Source organism: Bacillus cereus group sp. MYBKT14-1 (assembly GCF_051915185.1).
GTDB lineage: Bacteria > Bacillota > Bacilli > Bacillales > Bacillaceae_G > Bacillus_A > Bacillus_A cereus.
In genome coordinates, this window is sequence record NZ_JBQAEF010000031.1 from 1 (window position 1) to 25,075 (window position 25,075).

Below are 25,075 nucleotides of genomic sequence, written 5' to 3' on the forward strand. Positions count from 1 at the left end.
AATACGAAACGGATTAAGGCAAAATTAAAAATGAGTCCGGTACAATACCGAACTCATTTTTATCAAGCTGCCTAATGAAATAACCGTGTCTAACTTTTAGGGGTCACTTCATTACGCTAGGTGTTTTATTTTTGTCTCAAGATATTAAAGTGAATTTATTTCAAGGAATGATTATTGGATTGTCAGCTAGTGGATTATTTGACCATACAAAGATTGTAAAAAAGGATGCCGATAGAAAATGAAAAAGAAATACAAGCATATTTTATCCATAGTTGTTGCAATCATTTTAGTAGTATCAATTGGAACAAACGCACTTGCTGATAAAACGCTACTTATTCCTGATTTACCAAAACAACCATACCGTTATGGTGTTGGAGCTTATGAAGGTGTTGTGGCACATTCTACGGCTACCCCAGAGGCACCAGCAATTAATATTCAAAAATATGAGTCTCGTACATGGCGTTCAGCGTTTGTTCACTACGCAGTGGATTGGGATGAAAAGGTTCAAATTGCATCTACAAATCATCAGGCATGGGGAGCAGGTCCAGCAGCAAATGCTAGATTTGTTCATGTTGAATTGTGTGAGACAAGTGATCCATTGAAATTTAAACGTTCATATGAAAAATATATAGAATTAATTGGGGAAATCTTGCGAGAACGAAATATTCATCCCTCTAAAGGATTATGGACACATAGGGATATTACGTATAAATTAGGTGGGACAGACCATGAAGATCCACTTGATTATCTTCGTAGTCATGGTGTATCTGAGGCTAAGTTCCGAGCAGACGTGTTAAAGGTTTATAACGGGAGCACGATTACAGTGGATACCAAACCACAAAAAACAAATGAAATATCTGGTACAGTAGAGTCGAATGGTATTGCATATATTGAAGGATACAATGTAAATCTCCGCTCTGGACCATCAACAGAAAATAGTGTTATTCGTAAGCTACACAAAGGTGAGGCTTATAAAGTATGGGGTAAATTAGGAAACTGGTTACTTCTTGGTGGTAACCAATGGATTTATTATGATTCCTCATATATTCGTTGCCAAGGCAATGAACCTGCTACAGTAATTGGTAAAAGAGTTATTTCAAAAGTAAATAATTTACGTTTCTATGATTCTCCATCTTGGCAGGATAAAGATGTTGCCGGTACTGTAGATATGGGTTTAGGATTCATTATTGATACAAAGGTAATTGTAAATAATTCACCACAATATAGAGTGCACAATAGTAAAGGTAAAACATATTATATAACAGCAAACGAAGCCTATGTGTATGTGAAGTGAAAGTGAGGATCTGCTCTACTATGGGGCGATCCTCTTTTTTTTTAATTATGTATAAATTAGGTTTAATGGTGAAAAGAGGAGGCTATGAATGATATTTATTTGGAAAAATATTCTTGATAGAAACATAATATAGTGTTATATTTAAATTTAATGATGTAATGTTGGAAATGGATTTGTACATGATATAGATTTACTTAAAGATGTCAATTTTGAGAAAACAGAAGGTAAGGTATTAGGTAAAGAGATATAGTTTTTATAGGGGCTTTAATCCTGTATTATAATTTAGGAGAAATATATCAAGTAAGGAGTTTTTTTATGCCGAAATGGGCTAAGTGGATTGCCATGTTTGTTATTTTTCTCTGTAGTATTTTAATTATCGACGCTCTTGTTGGTAGCAAAAAAGGTATAAAAGCCATTACAGCAGCAGTTGAGGAATTAACCGCAGATGAAAAAAATATAGGAAATCAAAAAGAAGTAAAGCAAGGAGCCGAAACAAGTGATTATAAACATTTAGACAAGCAGCATTATGCATGGGTAATGGATGATTATTTAAAGGACCTATCTGATGTGTCGAACCGATTTAGCATGTTAGAGGCTGATGCAGAAATTAAGGGTACTATAAACAAATCATGGGTTTCAGATGTAGGCGATGTTTTCTATAAAATGTCTTACCTCATCTCAAGTGTACGATATGTAGAACCCCCAACAGAATTAAAGGGTCTACATTCATCTATTTTAAAGGCAATGGATAACTTGCAATTTGTTATAGACAACTATGGAGATGCTGCGAGCCAAACAGATTTAGCGAAATTAGGTAAATGTTTAAAATCATTAAGAATTGCTAGGGATACAATAGACGAGGCGCGTAGTGAATTATCAACTTATGAATAATTATCATAAAAACCAATTAGTATTACAGACAGAACATCCTAAAAAGTATATATGAAGTTTAGCGTTTTCTTTGCGGTTAAGGAAACATTAGTCTCAAAGGTTTCAATTTTAATGCTTGGTATATGAAAGAAGATAACAAGCAAGGAATGGAAGGTTGGAAAGATCAAAGCTGTTGAGTTCATGGACAAGGATGGCATGAAGAAAGCGACATTTTATAAGAAAGTACGAGGAAATCAAATCACTAAAACAGTATAAATGGATGTTAAACTTTTAGTATTTGACAATGCAACCACAGTCATTAGAGAGGATATAGTGGTCTGTGTGCAACGGAATCAAAACTTACGTTAAGTATTAGCGTGATTTGGTTCTATTGCTATACAAAGGCCATCATCACCATACTGAATAAAGTGAACAAAATATAGATTTGATTCATAAGTCGGAGGAAGGCACCTTAGGGTGTCTTTTCTTTTGGCCATTACAGCCATTGTTTACTCATTGATTTTTTATGTTCATTTGTTATAATTATTACTACAGTAGTATTACAGTAATACCTTGGGTATATAATAAAAGAAGAGATGCTCGATACATCTCTTCTGGTAACTGTTGCCGTAAGGCGGGTAGTTACTAAATAAAGTTAGTTTCTTTTTCTAGAACTTCCCTTTTGCTTCCGACGGCGTAGGGAGGTTCTTTTACGTTTTTTGCTAATATTATTCACCAGTTTGTTTCCATAACCGGTAACAAGAATTGTCAAAAATACTTTCAACAAATCCTGTAGCAAAGAAAGTAAATATTCCATCATAGGAGTCACCTCCTTTCCCTCTACATAAAAAAAGAGAAAGGATAGCAACCAACCACCCTACGTCATACAGTTAAATCTATTTTATCATACTAGTACAATCTCACCAATATAAACAAGACCACCATTATTGATAGTCTTTTTAGGTAGATTTAGAACAATTAATTACAACATGTTTATAGTGTGATTAATATATAATAATTTCGCCTTATGACCTTTATCATAAACTAAACTATTACATGGGATATATTTTTTGTACCACGCTTTGTTAATGCATTTAACCTTCGTAGGTGTTGAAGGTTTAGAATTATTGTTTAGTATAGTCATATCATTAGAACATCCTGCGGTATTTAGACAGAATGTAACTAATAAACACGATAGTAATAATTTATTCATATAATCACTTCTAATTCTTTATTAGTTAACATTTTTTCATGAAATACGTTCTTTACTAATTTTACATTACATTAAAGTTCAGAAAATATTCTTCTACTCATAAATTGTTACATTTGATCTAGGGGAGCTCTGTTAATAATAAAAGTTGTTCTAGTCGAAGAAAGGCATCCTATTACTGATAAAGGTAAAACTGTTAGTTATCTAATTTTCCCAGTCATTATGTATTTGATGTATGTAACAAAGGAACTAATAGCAGAAAATGAACTAAAAGGTACATAAATGGGGACAATCTGGAAATGGATCTTTTGGTTATTTATTGTACTATAGTTTTTTTACAAAAAAAAGGTATGTGTCGAGACTAGATTATTAAAATTACAATGTAGGGAGCTGGGGAGGGAGTTAAAACAGGGTGATAAAAAAGAGTTTTAGAAAATATACCTGTGACAATTTAGAGTGTCATAGGTGTACTAATATTGTTTTGTATATTAAGTTAAAATACTATACTAAATTTTCCTTCTTTAATTTATAAAGAAATTTCACCTTCATTAGCTAATAATGTAGGGCCAATCCATATGGAAAATATGTTCAAACCTTTACTTGAACATGGCCATGTTTAGAAGATTAATATAAACATGGAAAAAACGTCTTGAATTGGGCGTTTTTTTAAGTTTATACTTTTAAATTCAAGAAGTCTAAACTTAGTGTGATCAAACTGAAAACATCCTCATAAAACCTAGTTTTAGTCAGTGGTTTAATATGAATTATATTTATAATAATATAAAATGTTAGCAGGTAATAAATGAATTTTCTACAATCAGTATCAAACGTCAAATTCTTGTAGTAGAGTTAACGTCTTATGCTCATCAAGTTAACAAAATAAAATTCTATCTAAAATGAAATAATGCATATGTAGATACAGTTTGATTTAATTTAACTGTAATAAATATTATAATAAATAAATATAAAATATAACACTATGTGATAAAGAATATGAAATGTGTATACGTTTGTAATAGCTAGTAGTGACAAATTTATATTAAATTTATCAAAAAGAAAGAGGAAAATTAGCGATGAAAATCAGTTCAAGCATAAATAACAGGCTTTATCCTTTAAATACTAGAGTTTTAAAGGAAACAGGTTCAAGTACTACAGCTTCACATTTGGTGAACAATAATCAAAAATATATTCCTGAAAATAAGACTGGGAATAATCAACTTTCTGAAAAAAATATAGAACAATATATTAATAACAAATATAATTCAATCAACTCACAAGGTCTCTCTATATTTGAATTTCTTAAAATGTTATTGGATAAAGGTGTACCTATGTCGATAATAACAGAAATATTAGTGGGATTTGTAGAGGGGCACAGTAAGAAGAATGAAGAATCGGAGAAAGAGGTAGAAAAAGGATTAGAGAAAGAATTAGTAAAAGAATCAGATAAAGGATTAGAAGAAGGAATAGTGAATGCTCAAAAATAATAAAATTTGTTAGCATTGCTAACATAGAAGATAGATTTCACGGGCTTGTTTCAAGTATATATTTTTTTTGCATGTTAGTAATAAATATATTAATTTCTGTTTATCGATTCCTTACTTTAATAATATAACTAGATGGATAGCGTTCCATCTAGTTATATTATTCCTTTTAAATTAATTATAGCTATCAGCTATTACCATAAACTCTTTTAATAATACACCGCCTTCATACACTTTAACTTTTATTTTTCCAGCACTTAAATTAGTTAATCTCCCTTTATGAGAATCAACTTCCCAATGTCCGGTTTCACCAGATAATTTATAGTAATATTCGTTACTACCTGTATTTTTATTATATTTTACAGGTAAATTATAATACTGAAATTCCTTTATTCGATAACAAACGGTATTATTTGGACATGCTTCTTTTTTAGCTAATTTACTTGTGGGTAATTGTTGGCTATTATCTGCTGCAAATACTCCAACTGATCCAGAGAATAAAATGCCTGTAGTTAATACACCGCCTACTATTTTTTTGAACATATTTACATCTCCTTTGATTTTAAAAAATTTTTAAATTAACTTGTTTTTTCTGTAAATAAAACCGAAAACTAACATATTAAATTGTTAACTACTCTTAAAAACGCCTTTTTAATTTTGTGAAAGCTTCCTTGCATCATTTAAAAGCTGTAATATACCAAATAGCAACAACATTTCCATTTTTATCGAGTACTCTGCCTTCAGCTGCTCCTTCTTCATATGCTGTTACTACACCAGTTTTAGGGTTTACATAAATTTTGTTTTCACTAAATAAGACATATTTGTATTGTTTTCCGCTTGGCGTCATTGACCAAGGTTTCCCCACTTTAATATGCATAAATTCACCTTGCACGTCAGATACTTGATAAACCGATTTTGTTGATTCTTGATTGTTTACTGCAGCGTGAGTCTTAGTAGTAGCAAAAGTTCCTATACCTCCAATTCCTATGGTAGCTGCTAACGCAATTCCAACAAATTTTTTCATTTGATAATGCCTCCTTCTTTAATTCATATCTGTATATTAAACGGTTAGTCTTTCATGTCACTTTCATTTACCTTACAATAACCTTAAATGGATTTTTTGAAAATTCTGACCGATGCGAGGGAGAGTATGAAAAAAAATATATTAATTGTTGATGATGACAAAGATATTATTGATCTTTTAAAGCTTTTTTTAGAAATGGAAAATTTTTTTGTTGTAGAGGCTTCAAATGGCGAAGTTGCCTTAAAGTGTCTAGAAGAAAATCATATTGATTTAGCTATTGTTGATATTATGATGCCTAAAATGGATGGTTATCAATTAATTAAAAAGATTCGTGAGAAATTACAATTTCCGATACTTATTTTGTCAGCCAAATCTCAAGAAGTAGATAAAATTATCGGTTTAGGGATTGGAGCAGATGACTTCATTACAAAGCCATTTAGTGCTTTAGAAATTATAGCTAGAGTTCAAGCTCACCTTAGAAGGTCCTATGAATTTAATGATAAGGCTGTAGAAGGTACGGAGAATCAAATTCATATGGGTGATTTAGTATTAGATCATCATTCTTGTACACTCTATAAATCAAGCGAATCCATTACTCTCAGTGCTACGGAATATAAAATCTTAACACTTTTTATGAAGGAACCAGGGAGAATATTTACTAAAAAACAAATTTTTGAAAATGTATGGTCTGATTATTACTGTGCAGATGATAATACAATTATGGTTCATATTAGTAGACTACGAGAGAAATTAGAGGATTCTCCTAAGAATCCAGTTTATATAAAAACGATCCGGGGACTTGGGTATAGATTTGCTAGGAAGGAAGAACTTTATGAAAAATAAAGTTTTATATATCTTAATTAAAAATTACGTTATATTTGCACTAGCAATAGGTTTCACGGTGATAATCTTATTTATATTTTTGATGTACCAAACAGAAAAGCAACTAGGAGAGCTAAATAATTTAAAAGCAAGTGAAGTAGTGCGTGAAAACTTTGAAACTATTAATTCAGAATCAATAGAATCATTTGGTGGTTGGGTAGAAATTCTTAATGAAAATTTACAAGTTATCTATACCAAAGGGGAAAAAAAGGATAAGCTTTTATCATATTCACAAAGAGAATTTACTACTTTATTTTTTGATAATGATCAACTTCCTTATTATTCATCTGTAGCAACATTTGTAACGAAAAAAGGTGAAACATTATATTGCCTTGTTAAGGTTCCTAAAAAAGCAATAAAGTATGAATATACGTTTTCTGATAAAAATGAGGAATACGTATATGTTTTTTATAAGATATTACTTTCTACAATCGTTTTATTTTTTGTATTTTTCTCTATGAATGTATATATATTTAGTAGGCAAATTGCTAGGAAAATAACCAGACCATTGGATAAACTAGCAACTGGATTTGAGGAAATTGCTAGTGGGAAATATGATAAAAGGTTAAACTATGAAACATATTTTGAGTTAATGCAAATACAGCATTCGTTTAATGTTATGTCGGAAAAACTCGATAAAATAGAGAAAGAGAAGAAGAGGTTAGAAGAAACCAAGCAGAAGATGCTTGTAGATTTGTCTCATGATTTAAGGACACCAATTACAACCGTTCAAGGTTATGTTGAAGCATTACAACTAGGGATCATTACAGAAAAAGGTGAAAGAGAAAGAACTTTGAATGTAATATATAATAAGATTCGAATCATTGCGGTATTAACTGAAGATATTTTTGAACTGTCTAAATTAGAGCATTCTGATTACCCTTTTGAAGTACATCCAACTGATGTATCTGAGTTTATTCGTGAATTGCTTGTAGAATATTATGATTTATTTCAAGCGAAGCGCTTAATCCTTCAATATCAAATACCCTCTAAAGAAGTGATTGCTCCAATTAACAACAGGTTACTATACCGTGCTATCTCTAATATAATATCTAATGCTCTACAGTATAATACGGCAGGTACGACCGTGTTTGTATCGTTAATTGAGGATGAAAGCAAAGTATATATAAACATTATAGATAATGGAATTGGAATACCTGAGGATATGAAACAAAGTATTTTTGATGCATTTGTTCGAGTAGATGATTCTCGAGAAAATAATGGGGGATCAGGTCTTGGATTAACTATCGCTAAGCATATAGTAGAAAAACATGGAGGGAGCATAAATTTAGATAATACAAAGAAAAAAACACATTTCTGTATTTCTTTACCTAAATGCAGTGTGTAAATATCTTATGAAAAGTGTTAGTAAGTTAAATGGTTGAATAAAGAGAAAACGCACGATTTAGTTCCTTTAAACTTAACTCTGGTTCATATAAAATGGAAGCTTTACAGTTTACAAAATAAAAAAGGTGCTTATTTCAATTTCTTGTTTTATCATTTTAGTCAAGATAGTTCCTTTAAAACATGGTATAGATAATCAGTACGATTAAAGGAGAGATATTAGTCATTGCTTATCAATGGTAAAGTAGACGTATATCATTTAATAAAGAACCCATGCAACAATACAAATAATAATTTGTATGTGAACGTAAAAAACACCAAGATGGCCCTGGAGAGGAGAGGGGCAGTCTTGGTATTTTATAGTTAAGATTACGATTTTTTAAGTAATTTTCATATTCTATTCACCACACTAACATCAAGTCCTTTAATTCAATCGTTTCAAGTTCGCAAGTGTATTCTTCATCTTCCACATATCGGTGGGTAATCTTTGTATAAACTGATCTTATCTCTAAATCAGAATTGTTACCCCATCACCATCAAGTTAAAGTTTTTAGGTCGCAAAAATGAAAAATATGCTATTCCATTTGTAGAATTATAGGAAGGGTGGCAAATTAACAACTAAAGAGATTTCTTCAGGTAAGCTAATAAGTAATCTATCAAAAGATCCTTTACAAAATTCACCGTTTTAGCCAAGAAGACTCCTTCCTCAAGGAGCGTGAAGGATCACAGCCCAGTGAGTAGGAGGGAGATGAATTGGCTTCGAACAAGGGATGACAAGAAGGGATCTTAATCAATAGCTAAACCTAATAATAAATTAATAAAAGAATGAGTTTTCCATTGTGTACGAATTTCAACATTTCCATAACAAAATTCATTAATAGTGGTTAAGAATGATTATATAGAAAATGGGAGTCATAGTGTAAATTTTTCTATAGATATTGATGGCTTAATATCTAACCCATATACCTGCGGAACAAACATTATTCTTAATAGCCTCATAGAGATTAAGAAACGTTATAAAAATTCTAAAACTGAGGATTCATTAAAAATACATTGGTAGCATAATGTGGTAGGGGAAATAAACGCTAAGGAAAAAGTTTGAGGAAAAAGTATTATGTTTATTGCAAATGAAAATAAAATGTATGATCCTCAGGTAAGGGTGACAGTGAATTAAAACTGGAAAATAAAGTGTCCAGTAAATAAGGAAATATTAAAGGTAGAAGAATAGAACTTTTGAGTATTAGTGGAATCGCTCAGGAAGAAATAGTGACAGCGAAATTTAAAATTACTAATTTCTGTTCATCGATTCCGAACTTTGATGAAAAATACAAGTGAAACGCTGCTATTTAGCAGCGTTTCACTTAGTACATAAAATATATATTATTCCTTTTAAATTAACTATCAAAGTAGAGGTAGTATACAATTATCATAAAAAAATTAAGGAAAGTCCAGTACAATACCGAATCCATGCCAAAGAAGCTGTCTAATGAAATAATGTGTCTAACATTTTGGATTCACTTCAGTTATGTGTGCTTTTTTTACTAAATATCTAGAATGCATTATAATAGGTTGTTATCTTCTAGTAGTTGATACCAATCATCATTTTTATTACCTACAGTATCACTAATTCCTCCAGCTTGAACAAATTTACTACCTAATTCACAATATTTTCTCCCTAAATAGTAATGTTGTAAGAAATTATTCAAATTACCATAGGATTCAATAACAAAGTTTTGATCAATTAAATCTCCAAACAAACAAGAAACTTCACCATTAATTTTATTAATAAATAATGGATAGTTTTCTATTTTTCCTATACATATCCATTTATTAGTACCACCTGGCATATCATCGGTATAAAACTGAATACTATCAAGTTTTTCATGACCAAATATAGTTATTACTCCGCCATTTAATATTTCGTATTTTCCTATAATAAAATAATAATCTTTTAAAACACCTTCCTCTAATTTTTTGTCAAAGTTGTCTTGTATTTCTATTATTTCCCCAATCAGCAAACTAAATGGGTCATTACCTAAAATGTCTTTAATTAATTCTATTTTTTCTAATACTGATTTGTCCATTTTCTACTCCCTCTCAATATTTATCTTCACTCTCGAACCATAAGGGGCATCTTTTAATTGTACTCCTAAAATTCCACCAATTCGTCTATTTGTAAATTGATCCATGAATTGAAGGTTACTTCTAACGTCTTCTCCATTAAGGCCTAAATCCCAGCGGTGATCTGGATCCATATCATACTTTACTTTATCGATTAATTCTTTTGCTAATTTTTTATCTTTTGGATAATAGATTTCAATAATCTTTTTTATAACATCCTTTCGATACTGTTTTGTAACTTGAGGATCTCTAATAGGTTTTGTCTTTTGTAATAAGTTTGCATCACTCAAATCTTGTAATTTTTTCACTTTACGATCAAAATCACGTAAATTCATATCACGAAATTCATTGCCCCATTTTACATTATTTTCGAATTTTATAGTTACTTCGTAATACTCACCTAATTCATCTACTTTTTTTACAGCGGGGGGAATCTTTCTTTTTCCTATGTTTTTTCCAGATTTACTTAATTTACTTTCCCCACTGTTAATTCTTATAAAAAAATCTTTAGACGGAGAAATTTCACTTTTAAGTGGGCTTGTACCGGCAAAAGCAAATCGATCTTTTAATGGTAAGTGGCTTGAAATATAAGGTGTATCACCTGAAAATTTCGTTAACTTTACAGAGTCTCCAAGGGAAGTTACTTTTCCAATTTGGCCTGCTCCTTTATCTCCAATCCATCCTAAACCAAACTCCATAAAAATATTTGTTCCCCATTGTGTACGACTTTCAGCATCGCCATGCCAAAATTCATTCATAAAAGTGTCTGAAAAAGTATTTATCATGGTATAAGCGGTTTCTATAGGATGACCTGCAGCATATTTTAGGTTTTCCTTTGTCACTGTATCGTCTAACGAATTGTATGTCTCTACTAAATCGCCAATAAATTTTCCAGATCCATTCCAAACCCCTTTTATAAACTTTTCTAGTATATTCTTTTCAGAAGAACTACTTAATAGTATACCAGATTCGATTAGATTATTTGTTTTTATACTATTATCTAATCGAATATTATTGTCTAGATATTCATGAATAGAATCTGCCCATTCCATATTTATTCTTTGTGTACTAAATGTACCGCTTGCAGGGCTGAAGCCTTTTCCACTTTGAACCTCAGCAAGGCCTGCAGCGATACTAGCCGCTAATTGAATCGCGGTAGCATAGTTATTACTAGATGTTTGATTAAATTCATATAGATGTTCTAACTTTTCCTGGATTTTACGGCGCATCTCAATAAATAGGTTAACCATTGCATCCATATCCGGTAGTGGCATAATTTGTTTTGTAACTTCAATACTTGCTATCATTCGGTCAATCTCTCGGATTTGTTCTAATAGTTCTTGTTCAACTACATCTGTTGAGGCGACTCTTGATTGAAACTCAGCAGGAAAAGATTCATTCTGATGGAGTAATTCTTCACATAGGTAAATAATCCCCTGTGCTAAAGGAAGAAACGTTTCTGCAAAATACATTTTCGCACTATCATAAGTCTGACCCTGTAGGACAGAATCACCCACAAAACTGTCGATAGATTGGATTACTTGCTCCATACTTTGTATAGTAGCAGTACAAAAAGCATACATAGTGTTTGTTTGGGATTGTACCTCTCCAAGATACATATTTAAACTCATAAATTGGCCTCCCTAGCAAGTTTTTGTTTTTGATGAGTGAGGTCATTTTCTAGATTGTATAATTTTTGTTTCTCTTGAATTAATGTTTCCTTTTGTTCTTCTAATTTATAAGAAAGGCTTCTTTCAATTTGTTGAGTTTCTAATTGTATATTGGTAAAAAAGCGAAAGAGTTCTTTATCACCATGCCATGTTTCTAAAATACGATGAAAAAAGCGATGGCTGCGTATTTTTAATTCTTGAAAGTCTGCTTCTGCTTGTTCTTGTGTTTGTATTGCGCGTTGATTTTGGTATTGTTCCTCGGATAGATTCATTAGATTTTGACTCAAGACCTTCATTTTTTGTTCTATTTCTTGATTCATTTTTTCCGCCTACCTTTTTGCTTATATATAAGTTAACAGAAGGGATAAAGGAAAAATTCTTAAAAAAGCTAAAAATTCTTCTGTAATTCGTTGTCCATTCGTTCAAACTCTGTTGCTACAGACTGTATATTGTCAATGGATTGCTGAAAGGAAGAAAGAAATTGTCTAGTTAATTCTAATGCTTGCTGGTTTGCTTCCTGCGCTTTGGAATTCACGATTAAAGTTGTACGTGTTGCGTGCGTTATTGATTTACCTGTTGCATTTTGAATTGCGTCAGAAGCTGCTCTCATTTGAGTAGCAATTTGTTCAGCTTTTTGAACATTACTTTGAAAGATTGCCATTATAATATAACTCCTTACTTCAATATGTTTTTTAATAGTAAAAAGAAAGGGCTATGTATTTTATTATGTTTAATATTAAATTAGCAGTATTTTCATATGTTTTAAAACATAGCCTTATATTAATTGATTGATCCATAAAATGGAATACGATATTAATTATACCAATAAATCACTAGATTTACTTAGGCGAATTTTAGCTTTCATACAAAATCATTCATTTTATAATAAAGCACATTATATTGTAGCCTAGAAGGATAGTAGAGCTGTGGAAATACAAAAATTAATGAAAGAGTTTGAAATAGCCCCTAACTCTGCTGTTGCAGCAATTCAGAAAATCAGAATAGGGTTATGGGTTATTGGAGAGCAGTATAAAAATAAATCAACCAAGGAATGGAACTTGAGTAAATAACATAGCATATAGGAGGAAAAGCATGAAGATTTGGCAATAAAACTTTCTGATTTATGGGGAGAAATTTTTATTGAATGTGTAGAAGGGGGATAAACAAAGTGACTGTCCTATGTTTGGGGAGAAACTGGTACCTTGATGGTTAGTGAAAAGGCAAAAGAATTATTAAAGTCTATATTAGGTGCTAATGTTGAATTCTTACTTTTTGTAAGCAAATCAATTAGTGAGGAATATTATTTAGTTCATGTTTTGAATGTACTAGATGCAATTGATAGTAATAAATTAATTTTAAAAAAAAACTGATTACAGGTTTAATAATAGGATGTGAAAAGTTCACATTTGATTGTAATGTTGTTCAAAATGAAATAATTTTTAAGGTTTATATAAATGGAAAAAACTATCCTACGGCTGTTTTTATTTCTGCCGCGTTGAAAGTTCTTATTGAACAAAGTGATTTGAAAGATTTTGAATTTATTGAGGTATGGGATTCAGAGGCGGGTGCGTAAAGAAATTTAATAAAATCAGATTATTGATGTAAATTCATACCCTAAAAAGTAATAAATAAAAATATAAGAGGCTTCTGTATTTGCATAAGCCTTTTCTTAGGTTTAAGCGCAGAAAGCTTGAAGGATATGAATGATACCGATATAAATTATGAATTTAATGTAAGCTAGAAATGATTGAGGCAGGAGTTGATCAGAAAACTGCTAGAAAGGTATTGGTAGATGCTTATAAATATTTTGATAGTTTGGGGGGATGAAAAATGATATGTTTATCCAATGTTTCTGGTTTAATAAAAAATAATCCAGCAAATGATATTGAAATTCAAGAAATAGAAGATGTAATGAAAGTTGAATTACCAAATGTACATAAAGATTTATTGAAATATACAAATGGTTTTTCTATAGGTGGAGGATTAATAATTTATGGTACTGATGATATTATAGAACGACATGAGACTTGGGAAGTAACAGAATATGCAAATGGTTATGTTGCTATTGGTGATGATGGTAGTGGCAATGTTTTTTTAATGTCGCAAGGTGCAGATGTACGAGAAGTAAGGGCTGTTGATTCTGGTGATATGAATCCAAATCATGCCACTGTAGTTACATTAGATTTTATTGAATGGGTAAATACGGGTTGTTTGAATCAAAAAATACAGAAAATAAAAGAAGAAATCCTTGATACGTGTAATATAGTGCTAATAGAAATTCCTAATGGAGGATTAAAAGATTTAGTAAAGATAAAAAGTGTACTCGCACTTGATATTTCAACAGGGGAACTATTAAAAGGATCGAAAAACCTTCCTTTTACATTAGTAAAAGGAGCTCCATATGGTAAAGCAAAAAAAATAATTGAAAAATTAGGATCTATTGGTTTAGCACTAAATACAATACCAATGGATAAAAATAATTAATGTTAAACATAATTTGAAATTCATTTTTAATTGCCTGATATTAATTTAATGATTTATTAAAAACGAACTAACCTTTTAAAGGTTAGTTTGTTTTTTATTTTTTACAAGAATTAAATAAGGAATTTGAACCAAAACAGTGTTACATGGAATAGGAAGAGATTTATCATTTTAGCCAAGAAGACTCCTTCCTCAAGAAGCGTGAAGGTTCACAGCCCAGTGAGTAGGAGTAGGTGGGAGATGAATTGGCTTCGAACAAGGGATGGCAGGAAGCCATCTTAATTGTTCGACATACAGAAAGTGTTACTCCACTATATGTCGAATGTATGTTTGGTGTATAATAGTTATATACCGAAATGGAGGTGAATCAAATAATGATGAATAAAGCCTATAAGTTTCGTATCTATCCAAATCAGGCACAAGCAATTCTAATCAACAAAACGATTGGGTGTTCTCGCTTTGTATTCAATCATTTCCTATCCTTATGGGATCACGCATACAAAGAGACAGGAAAAGGCTTGACCTATGGTACATGCTCTGCCAAACTTCCTGCCATAAAGAAAGAGTTTGTTTGGCTAAAAGAAGTGGATAGTATTGCGATTCAGTCGTCTGTTCGCAACCTTGCGGATGCGTATACACGCTTTTTCAAAAAACAAAACAGCGCACCGTGCTTTAAATCTAAGAAGAACAACGTACAATCTTATACCACAAAACAAACAAATGAAAACATTGCCGTTGTAGGGAACAAAATAAAGTTGCCGAAACTAGGCCTTGTTCGATTTGCCAAAAGTCGCGAAGTAGAGGGGCGTATTGTAAATGCTACAGTTAGACGGAACCCTTCTGGTAGATATTTTGTGTCACTATTAGTTAAAACAGAAGTACAAGAACTTCCGAAAACACATTCTTACATTGGAATAGATGTAGGACTAAAAGATTTTGCTATTTTGTCAGATGGAACACACTATGAAAATCCGAAGTTTTTTCGATCATTAGAAGATACGTTGGCGAAAGCACAGCGTGTTCTTTCTAGAAGAATGAAAGGATCTTCTCGGTGGAATAAACAACGAGTAAAGGTAGCTAGAATTCATGAATACATATCAAATGCTAGAAAAGATTACTTGGACAAAATCTCAACCGAAATCATCAAAAACCACGATGTTATCGGTATAGAGGATTTGCAAGTAGCGAATATGTTAAAGAATCATAAGTTAGCAAAAGCAATTAGTGAGGTATCTTGGTTGCAATTTCGATCAATGTTAGAATACAAAGCAAAATGGTATGGCAAACAAGTCATTGTCGTATCGAAAACATTTGCTTCCAGCCAATTATGTTCTTGTTGTGGATATCAAAATAAAGACGTTAAAAATCTAAACCTACGTGAATGGGACTGTCCTTCTTGTCGTACACACCATGATAGGGATATTAACGCCAGTATCAATCTAAAGAATGAAGCGATAAGGCTTCTAACCGCAAGGACTGCGGGGTTAGCCTAATCAATTAGAGTTCGATAGAACTCTTTACTTAGGAATCCCTCACTTCTAAACGAAGTGAAAGTGGGGGTAGTTCAATAGAAGGTAATTTGCGATTAAATGGACCCAAGAAATAACTATATAAATAAATGGTAATAATAAAGGAGAATATAAATGAAGATTTGGCAATTAAAGAGTTCGACTGATGATTATGAAACCTTTCAATTATTGGACTATGAAGAGGATAAAAAATATTTTAAAACTAGTTTTAATTCTGTGGTGAGTTTGTCAGATTCATGGATGCCTAAGTTTATTGAGGTAACAGATGAAGGAAAATCAAGCGATTCCCCTATTTTTTTGGGAAAGTCTGGTGTACAAATAATTAGTGAAAAAGCCAAGAATGTTTTAGAACCTATAGTAGGAGAAAATATTGAATTTTTACCATTAATTCATAAACAAACAATCAAAAAATACTATGCTATGCATGTTTTAAGGGTGTTGGAAGCACTTGATACTAATAAAACAATCTTTGATAAGTTAAGTTCAGGTTTAATAATAGGATGTAAAAAATTTGTATTTATTCCTTATGTTGTCCAGCACGAACCGGTTTTTAAATTGAATATAAATGGGAAGATACATCCTAACTATCTTTTAGTATCAGATCAATTCAAAAATACAATTTTAGAGAGTGAATTAAAAGGTTTTCAATTTACTGAAGTGTGGGATTCAGAAGAGGGTGCGTAAAGAAATCTAATTTAATTAGATTAGTAATGTAAACCCATATCTAATAGAGTAAAAAATAAAGCATTAAATTTACACTATCGAAAAGAAATATAACTATTAAATTTACCATATGCATAAGTCAATTATAAGATCAGGGAAATTCAAATTAATGTAAAAATTATGCATTTATATAAAATAAATTCATTGACACTTATGTATATAAGTAACTATACTCGTTACATCAAATTGAATGCGTGTTAATACGATTTCATTATTATGACAAACATGTAAATATAAAAATACAAAATCTCAATTTGATAAATACAATGGTAGAGGTGTTTATTTTCATGAAACGCAAATTAATTGCAACAGGTATCCTTGCAGGAGCTATATTATCCTATTCTTCTAATATTTTAGCAGATACTCATAAATTCCCTGATGTTCCTACATGGGCTGATAAATCCGTTAACTATTTAGTTAATAAACAGGTATTAAATGGTTATCCAGATGGAACTTTTGGTTCAAATGACTCATTAGACAGAGCTTCGGCTACAAAAATTATGACAAAAGTTTTAGGGATACAAATTGATCTTAATGCAAAACCATCTTTTACAGATTCACAAAACCACTGGGCAACTCCTTATATTGCTGCTGCTGAAAAAGCTGGGATTGTTAAAGGGGAAGGTAATGGAATCTTTAATCCATCCGGAAAAGTAACTCGTGCTGCTATGGCTACCATGCTAGTAAATGCATATAAACTACAAAGCACAGCAAATCATAACGAGCAGGTTAGATTTGAAGATTTAAAAGGGCATTGGGGAGAAAAACATGCCAATATTTTAATAGATTTAAAAATTTCTAATGGTACCGAGAACGGTTGGCAACCAAATAGATTTATAACACGTGCTGAAGCTGCTCAACTTACTGCAAAAACAGATATGTTACAACAAAATTTAAACGATGAAAAAGAGGTTATTACTGCTACCTCATATGAAGATTTAAATTTAACAGTGGCTTCGAAAATTACAGCTCAAGAGATTGATAGTTTTATTGCAAAATATCATTCAGATAGTCCCTTAGTTGGACATGGACAAGATTTTATCAATGCGCAAAATCAATATGGCGTGAGTGCTCATTATTTAGCGGCGCATGCGATTTTAGAATCTGGATACGGAAAATCAGAAATCGCATATCAAAAACATAATTTATTCGGTCTACGTGCATATGATGGAGATCCGTTTAAATATGCGAAATATTTACCAAGCTACGGCGATAGCATTGCTTATAATGCTAATTATGTACGAGAAAGATATTTAGAAGAAAATGGTATGTATTATAACGGGCCAACATTAACTGGCATGAATGTGAAATATGCATCAGATAAAGGCTGGGCTAAGAAAATTGCAGGCATTATGGAACGTATTAAACCGTTTCGTGTAGAAGACTATACATATGCAAAAAAATTACCCAAGAATCCTGAAACATTAGATGTCGACGCGTTATCTAATGAAATTCCATATAAAATGTATGCAGAGAGTTCAAGCTCAAATGTTGTATCAACAGCTACTTACTATCAGGTACCTTATCCATTTAATTTAAAAATTAAAAGTAGACCAGATGTAGCTGTCGAGGAGAATACAGTTGGTACAGTAACTCCTGGAACAACCATCTTTATTTATCGTGAAGATCCAAATGGATGGGTAGAATTCTCATTTGAAGAGAATGGAGAAAAATACTGGATATTAAAAAGTAAATTAAGTATGTAATTAAAAAGATCTATTTCACTACTTTTAATCGTTTAGGTTATAATCTCATATAATTGAGAGATAAGTTTTTTATTTTCTTAAAATAAAGTTATGTATACAAGAAAAGTTAGAGAATTATTTTCTCTAACTTTTCTTCGCTAGTATTTGAAATTAAAAAGATGGTGGAGTTACTCCAAATATAACAGTGACTTTGTTTAAAGAGTTGTTTTCCCATTTATGCTTTGCATAAGGTGGGATTTTAACACTATCACCTGTATTGAGAAGTAAAACCTCATCATTTAGATATAGTTTCACTTGTCCTTCCATAATAAATGCTATTTCTTCCCCTTTATGTGCCACAGGCTCCATAGATGAAGCAGTTTGAGGTAACAGATTCATTAAAGCCAATTCTAGTGCTCCATCTAAATTAGGAGATAATAGCTCATACGAAACATTGCCGCTTTCAGGAAAAGTTATTTTTTTCCTTTGGTTAGCTCGTACAACTAACTCTTCTGTATTGGTATCCTCTAAGAAAAAATTAAACAATGGAATATTTAATCCTACAGAAATTAATTTTAGGGTTTGTAATGAAGGGTTTGTAATTCCTTTTTCAATCTGACTTAACATGGAAGGTGTTATATCAGCTAACTCTGCTAAACGCTTACTGGTTAATCCGGCACCTTTTCTAAATGCCATAATTTTGTGACCAACATTAATATCGTTCATATATGTAATCCCCTTTAAATAAGTAAATGAAATTAAATTATTATTAATTTTATTTACTTATACTTAATATATTGTTAATATATACTTAATTATAATAAATTATGATTAATTTTAAAATATCATATGTACATATGGCAGCAGCTGCGAAAAAGTGGGAAAAGGTTTACTTAGAAACAAAGGGGCTACTATTTTTGAATATACAGCGGGTTATAGTAAAGCAGTAGAAGAAGGAAGAACATAAGTTAATAAGAATCAAATGTGCTATTTTATTAACGATGAAAAATCAAAGCATTTATTTTAAGGTAATTCAGTAGTTGCTACACGTCTGAATAATTGATATACAAATAAAAGTTGATGGATCGCATCCTCTATTTGTATATCTACCATGTGGAGTAGGATTTGATGGAGTTTCGTTTAGTTTGAAAATTATGGGATGGGATCATGTAGATGTAATTTTTGCTGGGCCTACCCATTCTCCGTATATGCTAATAGGTATGATGACCGGATTATATGATGGTATTTCCATACAAGATTTTTAATGAAATGGATTCTAATAAGTAAAGGACAACTTAAGAGTAGACTTCAATGCTGTATTGTAAAATTTTTAAGGAAGTGAAAATAGTATGAAATCAGCTTTAAATAGTATTATGATCTCCTCGATTTTTGCAGTAGGAGGGATCCTTTCGCTTTTGTTTAATTTAATGGGGGATCAAGATTGGATCTGGAATTGGGTAGGGCTATTACTGGCATATCTATCTTTGGGCATTTTAATCAGTTTATATAATAAAACTGTGGATCACAAAACATTCCCTAAAATACTAAAAAGAACTTTGTTTATTTCCTTTAATGTTACTATATTAGGGATAATCATAGGGGTAACATACCAACTATTAGGAAAGTGGAATCTTACTATAATGATGTATTATTGGTTGATAATTTTATTACTACATTTAATTACTGTAATAACTTTATTCATCCTAGTATTGGAAAACAGTAATAGTAAAAATTATAGCCCACTATATAATTTTATTATACTTTTAAACATTTTCCTTACCTTAGGACCAGTATTATTTCCGGTAGTTTTAACTATTATAGGAAATGCCATGAACGCTAGTGCAGGGCACTAATTTTCACCTATATAGATTATTAAAATGATTAGTCCAAAATTGAGATTGGTTAAGTTAAAAAACTTAATAAGCTAATAGAATAATAAAACTAAACGACTTAAAGTGGAATGATTTGATAGAAAGAAGATTATAATATGAAAATTAAGCTTAAGAAAAAAAGAATTATAAGTGTATTGTTGGCTATTACATTAGTAGCAATAGGGTATTACATGTTTCAATCTATTACAAATCCTAAGCTGGTAAATGCGGAAGAGGGAAACAGTGTTCAACAAGTGAGCAGTCTACCTAAAAATGAATTAAAAAAATCGGTACCTAATCGTTTTGATGGTAAAGAAAGGAAAGTTGCATATTTAACTTTTGATGATGGACCAGGAAAATATACAGCTAACCTATTAGATGTATTAAAGAAAAATGATGTAAAAGCAACATTCTTTTTAATTGGCGATAATGTGAAAAGGTTCCCAGATTTAGTGAAACGAGAGCATGTAGAAAACCATTATGTGGGCATGCATAGTATGACACATGATTTTAAAAAGTTATACACCAATCAGGAATATGTGAAGGAAATGAAAGAAGATCAATCTTTAATTAGAAATGTTATTGGAAACTCACCGAAATTAACACGCCCACCATATGGATCAATGCCTGGATTAAATGAATCACTTCGAAATGAAGTGGTCGGAAATAATTTTAAAGTATGGGATTGGACAATTGATTCTTTAGATTGGAAATACAATAAATTACCTGTTGATGTAGCAGCTGCGAAAATTGTTCAAAATGTCTTAGCAGGTGCTACGTCTTCAAAAGAAATTGTTTTAATGCACGATATTCATCCACAATCTGTCGCGGCAGTTCCAGCAATTATAAAAGGATTAAAAGAAAAAGGGTATGAATTTGAAGCTTATGATGAGAATAATCATTTTCCAATAAACTTCTGGCATGATAACCGAATATAAAAAGATATGTATGAGTTAAAAGACAATTAGAGTGGAATAAGCAATTCATATAGGGTTTAAATATTTATAAGAGCGTGTTTAGATAGATGAAAACACGCTCTTTTTACTGCACTATTTTTTCGTTCATTCCTACATAAGCGTTGGATATTTCGTATGTTTGTCTAGAGTGAAAAGAGCTCATAAAAACCGCCATTATTCACGTTCTTCTTCATATAATTGCACCGCACTTATTTTTTGGTTGTTAAAACTAGTTTTTAAGAAGCATATGTTTTAGCAACTGCAGAAATTCTGTATCACTTTTATCATCTTTTATATAATCCTGTTCGTAGTTAAAAATCATTCGTACTAACATAAAAGCTGTAAGCGGTAATGGTACCTTATGCAAAGCTCCTTGCTGATAACCTTTTTCGAGTAAATTACTTATCATGTTAATTGCTTCTTCTTCAGATTGTTTAAAACAAGTTGTAATTTCAGGTGAATGGTACTCTTTATATTCTTGAAAGAGTGTAGAAACAAATGGATCTTGATGATATTCTAGGCTGATATAATGAAGAATTTTTTGTATTCGAAGTAAAACATCTTTTTCTTCTTTATATAAATTAAATAATTGTAAGCGCTTAAGCTGAATATGACGCATATAGCAGTCGCATAATATTTCAGTTTTATCTGTATAGTAATAATAAATAGTACCTTTACCAACTTTAGCTGTCTTTGCAATTTCATCAACTGTTGTGTTACGGACACCACGCGTAGAGAACAGTATTGTGGCAGATTGAATGATTTTCATCTTTTTATTTTCTTTTTCTAATTTGATCATTGTCTACACCCTATCCTTGAAATATTTAGCGAAGTTTTCTTTCATTACATTCTCTATCATTCTACTTGTCATTTTTTTTAGCTTAATAGAAAGGCCCCTAGTTGCTTCTTATAGAATAACATACACCATTCTTATTTCTAGTATATAACTATAATAGAATGCAACTTTATAACCTAGGGATAAAGTTGAAAGTTTGAGGTAATAATTTTTATAATCGGACGATGGGAATTCAAGTGAAAGAGGACAGTGATTTCTTTCTTGAGTGAATTATTTGATTTTTTATTCAATTCATTTTATTATATAAACATGACTAAAAGATGTTTTTAGTCGGATTTTTTTACGGAAAACCGACTGATATTGAATTTTAGTCGGTTTCTATACTATTTGAGAGAAGGTAGACACTATGTGTGGAATTGCAGGGTGGATAGACTGGTCTAAAGACCTGTCTCATGAACAAGAAACGTTAAAAAAAATGACAGATGCTATCATTCACCGAGGACCTGATGCAGAGGGGCATTGGTTTTCAAAACGAGCGGCATTAGGTCATCGACGTCTCATCGTCATTGATCCTGAAGGTGGCCTTCAACCTATGCTGTATAAAGATGGAAATGATACGATTGGCCTTACGTTCAATGGAGAAATTTATAACTATCAAGAATTACGTAAAGAACTTGAGGAGAAAGGTCATGAATTTCAGACCAAGTCAGATACAGAGGTATTACTACATGCTTACTTAGAGTGGCAAGAAGATTGTGTTCAACATTTAAATGGGATTTTTGCTTTTGGTATTTGGGATGAAAGATTTGGGAAATTGATGCTTGGTCGTGACCATCTAGGCGTGAAGCCTTTATTTTTCGCTCAAAGGGGAAGCGCAATTCTCTTTGGTTCAGAGTTAAAAGTTTTACTTTCGCATCCACTTGTAGATGCTGAGGTAGATAAAGAAGGGCTTTCTGAAATATTCTGCCTTGGACCAACACGTACTCCTGGTCATGCTATTTTCAAGGATATACATGAAGTGCGTGCTGGCCATTATATGACATTTACCTCTAATGGCTCGACTACGACACAGTATTGGAAACTTGAAAGTAAAAAACATGTAGATGATATTGATACAACAGTCGAGACAATCCGCTCCATTTTACAAGATACGGTTAAACGTCAGTTAATTGCTGATAAACCAGTGGTATCTATGCTTTCCGGGGGTTTAGATTCCAGTGGTTTAACAGGTTTAGCAGGAAATGAATTTGGAAATAAAGGGGAACGTCTTCATACATATTCTCTGAATTTCATCAATGATGAAAAAGACTTTGAGCAAGACTTCCTTCGTTTTGATCGTGATGAACCTTGGGTGAAACGTGTGGCTGAATATGTAGGAACAAAGCATCATTCTATAGAGTTAGGATCAGATAGTTTAATAGAGTATTTATTAACTCCAATGCGAGCGCGTGATCTACCTGGAGTTGGAGAACTAGAAACGTCTCTTTATTTGTTATTTAAGGAAATGAAAAAAGATGCAACAGTTGCACTTTCAGGCGAATCCGCAGATGAAGTATTCTCAGGATATCCATGGTTTCATCAAGAGAAGTTTCTAGATGCAGAGATATTCCCTTGGAGTGTTAATTTATGGTATAGTACAGAAATTTTATCAGAGGATTTTAAAGCGAAGATTAGCCCTGAAAAATATCAAAAACAAAAATTTGAAGATGCGGTTGCTGAGGTTCCCTTTTTAGAAGGTGAAAGTGATCTGCAAATGAAGCAACGTCAAATGTCTTACATGTTTATTACTCGTTTCTTGCCATTTATGTTAGAACGAAAAGATCGCACAAGTATGATGAATGGCTTTGAAGTACGAGTTCCATTTTGCGATTACCGGCTTGTAGAATACTTATGGAATGTCCCATTCGAAATGAAAAGCATAGACAATATTGAAAAAGGTATTTTACGTCGAGCTTTTGAAAATGTACTTCCAGAAGATGTACGTTATCGCAAAAAAAGTGCATATCCAAGCACAAAGGATGCCTCTTATCTACAAGGTATTAGTGATTGGATGTTAGATGTGTTGAACAATCCTGAATCACCTATTTTGCCATTAATTAATGTAGAAAGAGTTCGTGCTATTGCAGAAGGAAAAGACGAAGTAATTTCAGGTAATGATGCACGAGGTATAATAGATTATTTACTTCAAGTTAATGGTTGGCTTCAGGAATATAATATTAAATTAGTATGGTAGATGTAATTTTCAAATAAAGAGAAGAGCTGAGACATCAATGATCTAAGTGAACCGCATCTCCAATGTATTAGATAGTTATCTAATAATTGGAGATGCGGTTTTATTATTTTGATTTGCAATAGCCCTAATCAGTTAGTAAATTAGAGTCACATAAAGAACTAGGGGAAATAGTATGAATTGGAGGTACCCCGTAAAGGAGAATACGATGAACCTTTTAATTAGAGAGTTAGAAGTAAATGATTTAGACGACTTACCGGAGATTGATGATAGTTTTATAGTGAACCCTCAGTTAATTCTTTCTCTTTCAAAAGTAAATAAGCAAATAGAATATACAGTAGAAGACATTCCAAGTTATGAGAGAAGTTATTTACAAGATCAGTATGATGATGAACTAGCGTACACTGAATATATAAATAAGCCTGACCAAATAATTTACATAGCAATTTTACAGAAAACTCTTGAAAGTAATTTAAAAAATCACTTTCAAGAGTTTTAGAGATTTTGTACTAGAATTCAACCTTTTTATTCGGATTTTTCAGGATTTGAGGTGTGGATTTTCAGTATTTTGCCATCAAAATAGGTTTTGTTTTAAAATCGCAATATATTTTACTTTAAAATGAAAATTAAGTAAATCGAAAGGATTAAAATTATTAATTTTGTAATAATTTTAATATTTGTGAAACATAAGAAAAGATTCGAAGAATTAAATAAAATATTCTTAATATAACATGTATTTACAATAATATGAAAATAATGTAATTTAATAGTGTGATCACAAACAAAAAAACTCATTTGGAGGAATTAATAATGAAAAATGCTTTTGATTTAGATGTACAAAAGGATGCAGTGAAATTACAAGGTGATGTACAACCAGATACAATTGGTACAATCATTAAGCAATCTCT

The 25,075-nt window shown here is 31.5% G+C and carries 24 protein-coding genes and 3 pseudogenes; 18 read left to right on the forward strand and 9 right to left on the reverse strand.

Annotation, left to right across the window (positions count from 1 at the left end; translation table 11 throughout):
* Positions 1-110: 110 nt before the first annotated feature.
* The 3 genes and pseudogenes from ACTFO4_RS29625 to ACTFO4_RS29635 form a co-directional block, all read left to right on the forward strand.
* Positions 111-242: pseudogene (locus tag ACTFO4_RS29625) on the forward strand (holin); the annotation flags it as partial.
* Complete coding sequence (locus ACTFO4_RS29630; protein WP_440014637.1) at positions 239-1,294, forward strand: N-acetylmuramoyl-L-alanine amidase; 1,056 nt, start codon at positions 239-241, stop codon at positions 1,292-1,294. The pseudogene ACTFO4_RS29625 and the gene ACTFO4_RS29630, both read left to right, overlap by 4 nt.
* Before the next feature lie 315 nt (positions 1,295-1,609).
* A complete protein-coding gene (locus ACTFO4_RS29635; RefSeq protein ID WP_440014635.1) occupies positions 1,610-2,185 on the forward strand; it encodes a hypothetical protein in 576 nt (191 codons plus the stop codon).
* A gap of 634 nt (positions 2,186-2,819) precedes the next feature.
* On the opposite strand, the gene ACTFO4_RS29640 is transcribed toward ACTFO4_RS29635, so the two are convergent.
* Entirely contained in the window at positions 2,820-2,984 is a 165-nt protein-coding gene (locus tag ACTFO4_RS29640) for a hypothetical protein (protein WP_164876757.1), read from the reverse strand.
* A 1,463-nt stretch (positions 2,985-4,447) separates the two neighbouring features.
* Between ACTFO4_RS29640 and ACTFO4_RS29645 the strand changes: the two genes are divergently transcribed.
* On the forward strand, positions 4,448-4,858 hold the full coding sequence (locus ACTFO4_RS29645; protein ID WP_440014633.1) for a hypothetical protein: 411 nt from the start codon (positions 4,448-4,450) through the stop codon (positions 4,856-4,858).
* Between the two features lie 171 nt (positions 4,859-5,029).
* Here the strand turns inward: ACTFO4_RS29645 and ACTFO4_RS29650 are convergent, their stop codons facing one another.
* Both ACTFO4_RS29650 and ACTFO4_RS29655 read right to left on the reverse strand, forming a co-directional pair.
* Positions 5,030-5,398, reverse strand: coding sequence for a hypothetical protein (locus ACTFO4_RS29650; RefSeq protein ID WP_047387925.1), 369 nt, complete (start codon positions 5,396-5,398; stop codon positions 5,030-5,032).
* Positions 5,399-5,531: 133 nt separating this feature from the next.
* Positions 5,532-5,879, reverse strand: a complete 348-nt coding sequence (locus tag ACTFO4_RS29655; protein WP_440014630.1) for a hypothetical protein — start codon at positions 5,877-5,879, stop codon at positions 5,532-5,534.
* Positions 5,880-6,005: 126 nt separating this feature from the next.
* On the opposite strand from ACTFO4_RS29655, the gene ACTFO4_RS29660 reads away from it, so the two are divergent.
* Positions 6,006-6,722 carry a response regulator transcription factor gene (locus tag ACTFO4_RS29660; protein ID WP_119684403.1) on the forward strand — a complete coding sequence of 239 codons (717 nt, stop codon included), beginning with the start codon at positions 6,006-6,008 and terminating at the stop codon, positions 6,720-6,722.
* Positions 6,712-8,109, forward strand: a complete 1,398-nt coding sequence (locus ACTFO4_RS29665; protein ID WP_440014628.1) for a sensor histidine kinase — start codon at positions 6,712-6,714, stop codon at positions 8,107-8,109. The genes ACTFO4_RS29660 and ACTFO4_RS29665 overlap by 11 nt, the downstream gene beginning before the upstream one ends.
* Before the next feature lie 1,555 nt (positions 8,110-9,664).
* Here ACTFO4_RS29665 and ACTFO4_RS29670 read toward each other — a convergent pair.
* From ACTFO4_RS29670 to ACTFO4_RS29685, 4 genes are all read right to left on the reverse strand, one after another.
* Complete coding sequence (locus ACTFO4_RS29670; protein ID WP_088362543.1) at positions 9,665-10,189, reverse strand: hypothetical protein; 525 nt, start codon at positions 10,187-10,189, stop codon at positions 9,665-9,667.
* 3 nt (positions 10,190-10,192) lie between these two features.
* Positions 10,193-11,857: a T7SS effector LXG polymorphic toxin gene (locus ACTFO4_RS29675; RefSeq protein ID WP_131251824.1), complete on the reverse strand. Its 1,665-nt coding sequence runs from the start codon at positions 11,855-11,857 to the stop codon at positions 10,193-10,195.
* Positions 11,854-12,216, reverse strand: coding sequence for a DUF3958 family protein (locus ACTFO4_RS29680; protein ID WP_001070984.1), 363 nt, complete (start codon positions 12,214-12,216; stop codon positions 11,854-11,856). The genes ACTFO4_RS29675 and ACTFO4_RS29680 overlap by 4 nt, the downstream gene beginning before the upstream one ends.
* Positions 12,217-12,284: 68 nt before the next feature.
* Complete coding sequence (locus ACTFO4_RS29685) at positions 12,285-12,557, reverse strand: TIGR04197 family type VII secretion effector (protein ID WP_440014625.1); 273 nt, start codon at positions 12,555-12,557, stop codon at positions 12,285-12,287.
* Positions 12,558-12,822: 265 nt separating this feature from the next.
* On the opposite strand from ACTFO4_RS29685, the gene ACTFO4_RS29690 reads away from it, so the two are divergent.
* From ACTFO4_RS29690 to ACTFO4_RS29720, 7 genes and pseudogenes are all read left to right on the forward strand, one after another.
* On the forward strand, positions 12,823-12,966 hold the full coding sequence (locus ACTFO4_RS29690; protein WP_165375049.1) for a hypothetical protein: 144 nt from the start codon (positions 12,823-12,825) through the stop codon (positions 12,964-12,966).
* A gap of 42 nt (positions 12,967-13,008) precedes the next feature.
* Positions 13,009-13,469, forward strand: a pseudogene (locus ACTFO4_RS29695) (imm11 family protein); the annotation flags it as partial.
* Positions 13,470-13,639: 170 nt separating this feature from the next.
* A complete protein-coding gene (locus ACTFO4_RS29700) occupies positions 13,640-13,723 on the forward strand; it encodes a hypothetical protein (RefSeq protein ID WP_342762163.1) in 84 nt (27 codons plus the stop codon).
* Between the two features lie 3 nt (positions 13,724-13,726).
* On the forward strand, positions 13,727-14,380 hold the full coding sequence (locus ACTFO4_RS29705) for an SMI1/KNR4 family protein (protein WP_440014622.1): 654 nt from the start codon (positions 13,727-13,729) through the stop codon (positions 14,378-14,380).
* Positions 14,381-14,751: 371 nt separating this feature from the next.
* Positions 14,752-15,870, forward strand: a complete 1,119-nt coding sequence (tnpB, locus tag ACTFO4_RS29710) for an IS200/IS605 family element RNA-guided endonuclease TnpB (protein ID WP_440014620.1) — start codon at positions 14,752-14,754, stop codon at positions 15,868-15,870.
* A gap of 150 nt (positions 15,871-16,020) precedes the next feature.
* A complete protein-coding gene (locus tag ACTFO4_RS29715) occupies positions 16,021-16,590 on the forward strand; it encodes an imm11 family protein (protein ID WP_119684396.1) in 570 nt (189 codons plus the stop codon).
* Positions 16,591-16,916: 326 nt separating this feature from the next.
* The gene (locus ACTFO4_RS29720; RefSeq protein ID WP_440014618.1) at positions 16,917-18,335 is read left to right on the forward strand and encodes an S-layer homology domain-containing protein; all 1,419 of its coding nucleotides are present in this window, start codon (positions 16,917-16,919) and stop codon (positions 18,333-18,335) included.
* Positions 18,336-18,485: 150 nt separating this feature from the next.
* Here ACTFO4_RS29720 and ACTFO4_RS29725 read toward each other — a convergent pair whose 3' ends face one another.
* On the reverse strand, positions 18,486-19,040 hold the full coding sequence (locus tag ACTFO4_RS29725; protein ID WP_098451006.1) for a helix-turn-helix domain-containing protein: 555 nt from the start codon (positions 19,038-19,040) through the stop codon (positions 18,486-18,488).
* Between the two features lie 419 nt (positions 19,041-19,459).
* Here ACTFO4_RS29725 and ACTFO4_RS29730 point away from each other — a divergent pair, with 419 nt between their 5' ends.
* The 3 genes from ACTFO4_RS29730 (at position 19,460) to ACTFO4_RS29740 (ending at position 21,123) form a co-directional block, all read left to right on the forward strand.
* Positions 19,460-19,579, forward strand: a complete 120-nt coding sequence (locus ACTFO4_RS29730) for a serine dehydratase (RefSeq protein ID WP_074624953.1) — start codon at positions 19,460-19,462, stop codon at positions 19,577-19,579.
* Between the two features lie 84 nt (positions 19,580-19,663).
* Entirely contained in the window at positions 19,664-20,167 is a 504-nt protein-coding gene (locus ACTFO4_RS29735) for a DUF3902 family protein (protein ID WP_089607944.1), read from the forward strand.
* Between the two features lie 134 nt (positions 20,168-20,301).
* Positions 20,302-21,123 carry a peptidoglycan-N-acetylglucosamine deacetylase gene (locus tag ACTFO4_RS29740; RefSeq protein ID WP_076775125.1) on the forward strand — a complete coding sequence of 274 codons (822 nt, stop codon included), beginning with the start codon at positions 20,302-20,304 and terminating at the stop codon, positions 21,121-21,123.
* A gap of 247 nt (positions 21,124-21,370) precedes the next feature.
* Here the strand turns inward: ACTFO4_RS29740 and ACTFO4_RS29745 are convergent, their stop codons facing one another.
* Positions 21,371-21,940 carry a TetR/AcrR family transcriptional regulator gene (locus ACTFO4_RS29745; RefSeq protein ID WP_326264201.1) on the reverse strand — a complete coding sequence of 190 codons (570 nt, stop codon included), beginning with the start codon at positions 21,938-21,940 and terminating at the stop codon, positions 21,371-21,373.
* A gap of 403 nt (positions 21,941-22,343) precedes the next feature.
* Here ACTFO4_RS29745 and asnB point away from each other — a divergent pair, with 403 nt between their 5' ends.
* The gene (gene asnB, locus ACTFO4_RS29750; protein ID WP_326235596.1) at positions 22,344-24,170 is read left to right on the forward strand and encodes an asparagine synthase (glutamine-hydrolyzing); all 1,827 of its coding nucleotides are present in this window, start codon (positions 22,344-22,346) and stop codon (positions 24,168-24,170) included.
* A 205-nt stretch (positions 24,171-24,375) separates the two neighbouring features.
* Positions 24,376-24,630, forward strand: a pseudogene (locus ACTFO4_RS29755) (GNAT family N-acetyltransferase); the annotation flags it as partial.
* Positions 24,631-25,075: the final 445 nt, after the last annotated feature.

What these genes read in the sequence shown, in the direction of transcription:
- ACTFO4_RS29715 (WP_119684396.1), top strand. Translation starts at nt 16,021, where the DNA reads ATGAAGATTTGGCAATTAAAGAGTTCGACTGATGATTATGAAACCTTT.
- tnpB (WP_440014620.1), top strand. Translation starts at nt 14,752, where the DNA reads ATGATGAATAAAGCCTATAAGTTTCGTATCTATCCAAATCAGGCACAA.
- ACTFO4_RS29745 (WP_326264201.1), bottom strand. Translation starts at nt 21,940, where the DNA reads ATGATCAAATTAGAAAAAGAAAATAAAAAGATGAAAATCATTCAATCT.
- ACTFO4_RS29660 (WP_119684403.1), top strand. Translation starts at nt 6,006, where the DNA reads ATGAAAAAAAATATATTAATTGTTGATGATGACAAAGATATTATTGAT.
- ACTFO4_RS29655 (WP_440014630.1), bottom strand. Translation starts at nt 5,879, where the DNA reads ATGAAAAAATTTGTTGGAATTGCGTTAGCAGCTACCATAGGAATTGGA.
- ACTFO4_RS29640 (WP_164876757.1), bottom strand. Translation starts at nt 2,984, where the DNA reads ATGATGGAATATTTACTTTCTTTGCTACAGGATTTGTTGAAAGTATTT.
- ACTFO4_RS29645 (WP_440014633.1), top strand. Translation starts at nt 4,448, where the DNA reads ATGAAAATCAGTTCAAGCATAAATAACAGGCTTTATCCTTTAAATACT.
- ACTFO4_RS29670 (WP_088362543.1), bottom strand. Translation starts at nt 10,189, where the DNA reads ATGGACAAATCAGTATTAGAAAAAATAGAATTAATTAAAGACATTTTA.
- ACTFO4_RS29630 (WP_440014637.1), top strand. Translation starts at nt 239, where the DNA reads ATGAAAAAGAAATACAAGCATATTTTATCCATAGTTGTTGCAATCATT.
- ACTFO4_RS29650 (WP_047387925.1), bottom strand. Translation starts at nt 5,398, where the DNA reads ATGTTCAAAAAAATAGTAGGCGGTGTATTAACTACAGGCATTTTATTC.
- ACTFO4_RS29735 (WP_089607944.1), top strand. Translation starts at nt 19,664, where the DNA reads ATGAAATCAGCTTTAAATAGTATTATGATCTCCTCGATTTTTGCAGTA.
- ACTFO4_RS29635 (WP_440014635.1), top strand. Translation starts at nt 1,610, where the DNA reads ATGCCGAAATGGGCTAAGTGGATTGCCATGTTTGTTATTTTTCTCTGT.
- ACTFO4_RS29665 (WP_440014628.1), top strand. Translation starts at nt 6,712, where the DNA reads ATGAAAAATAAAGTTTTATATATCTTAATTAAAAATTACGTTATATTT.
- ACTFO4_RS29685 (WP_440014625.1), bottom strand. Translation starts at nt 12,557, where the DNA reads ATGGCAATCTTTCAAAGTAATGTTCAAAAAGCTGAACAAATTGCTACT.
- asnB (WP_326235596.1), top strand. Translation starts at nt 22,344, where the DNA reads ATGTGTGGAATTGCAGGGTGGATAGACTGGTCTAAAGACCTGTCTCAT.
- ACTFO4_RS29700 (WP_342762163.1), top strand. Translation starts at nt 13,640, where the DNA reads ATGATTGAGGCAGGAGTTGATCAGAAAACTGCTAGAAAGGTATTGGTA.
- ACTFO4_RS29725 (WP_098451006.1), bottom strand. Translation starts at nt 19,040, where the DNA reads ATGAACGATATTAATGTTGGTCACAAAATTATGGCATTTAGAAAAGGT.
- ACTFO4_RS29740 (WP_076775125.1), top strand. Translation starts at nt 20,302, where the DNA reads ATGAAAATTAAGCTTAAGAAAAAAAGAATTATAAGTGTATTGTTGGCT.
- ACTFO4_RS29705 (WP_440014622.1), top strand. Translation starts at nt 13,727, where the DNA reads ATGATATGTTTATCCAATGTTTCTGGTTTAATAAAAAATAATCCAGCA.
- ACTFO4_RS29680 (WP_001070984.1), bottom strand. Translation starts at nt 12,216, where the DNA reads ATGAATCAAGAAATAGAACAAAAAATGAAGGTCTTGAGTCAAAATCTA.
- ACTFO4_RS29720 (WP_440014618.1), top strand. Translation starts at nt 16,917, where the DNA reads ATGAAACGCAAATTAATTGCAACAGGTATCCTTGCAGGAGCTATATTA.
- ACTFO4_RS29675 (WP_131251824.1), bottom strand. Translation starts at nt 11,857, where the DNA reads ATGAGTTTAAATATGTATCTTGGAGAGGTACAATCCCAAACAAACACT.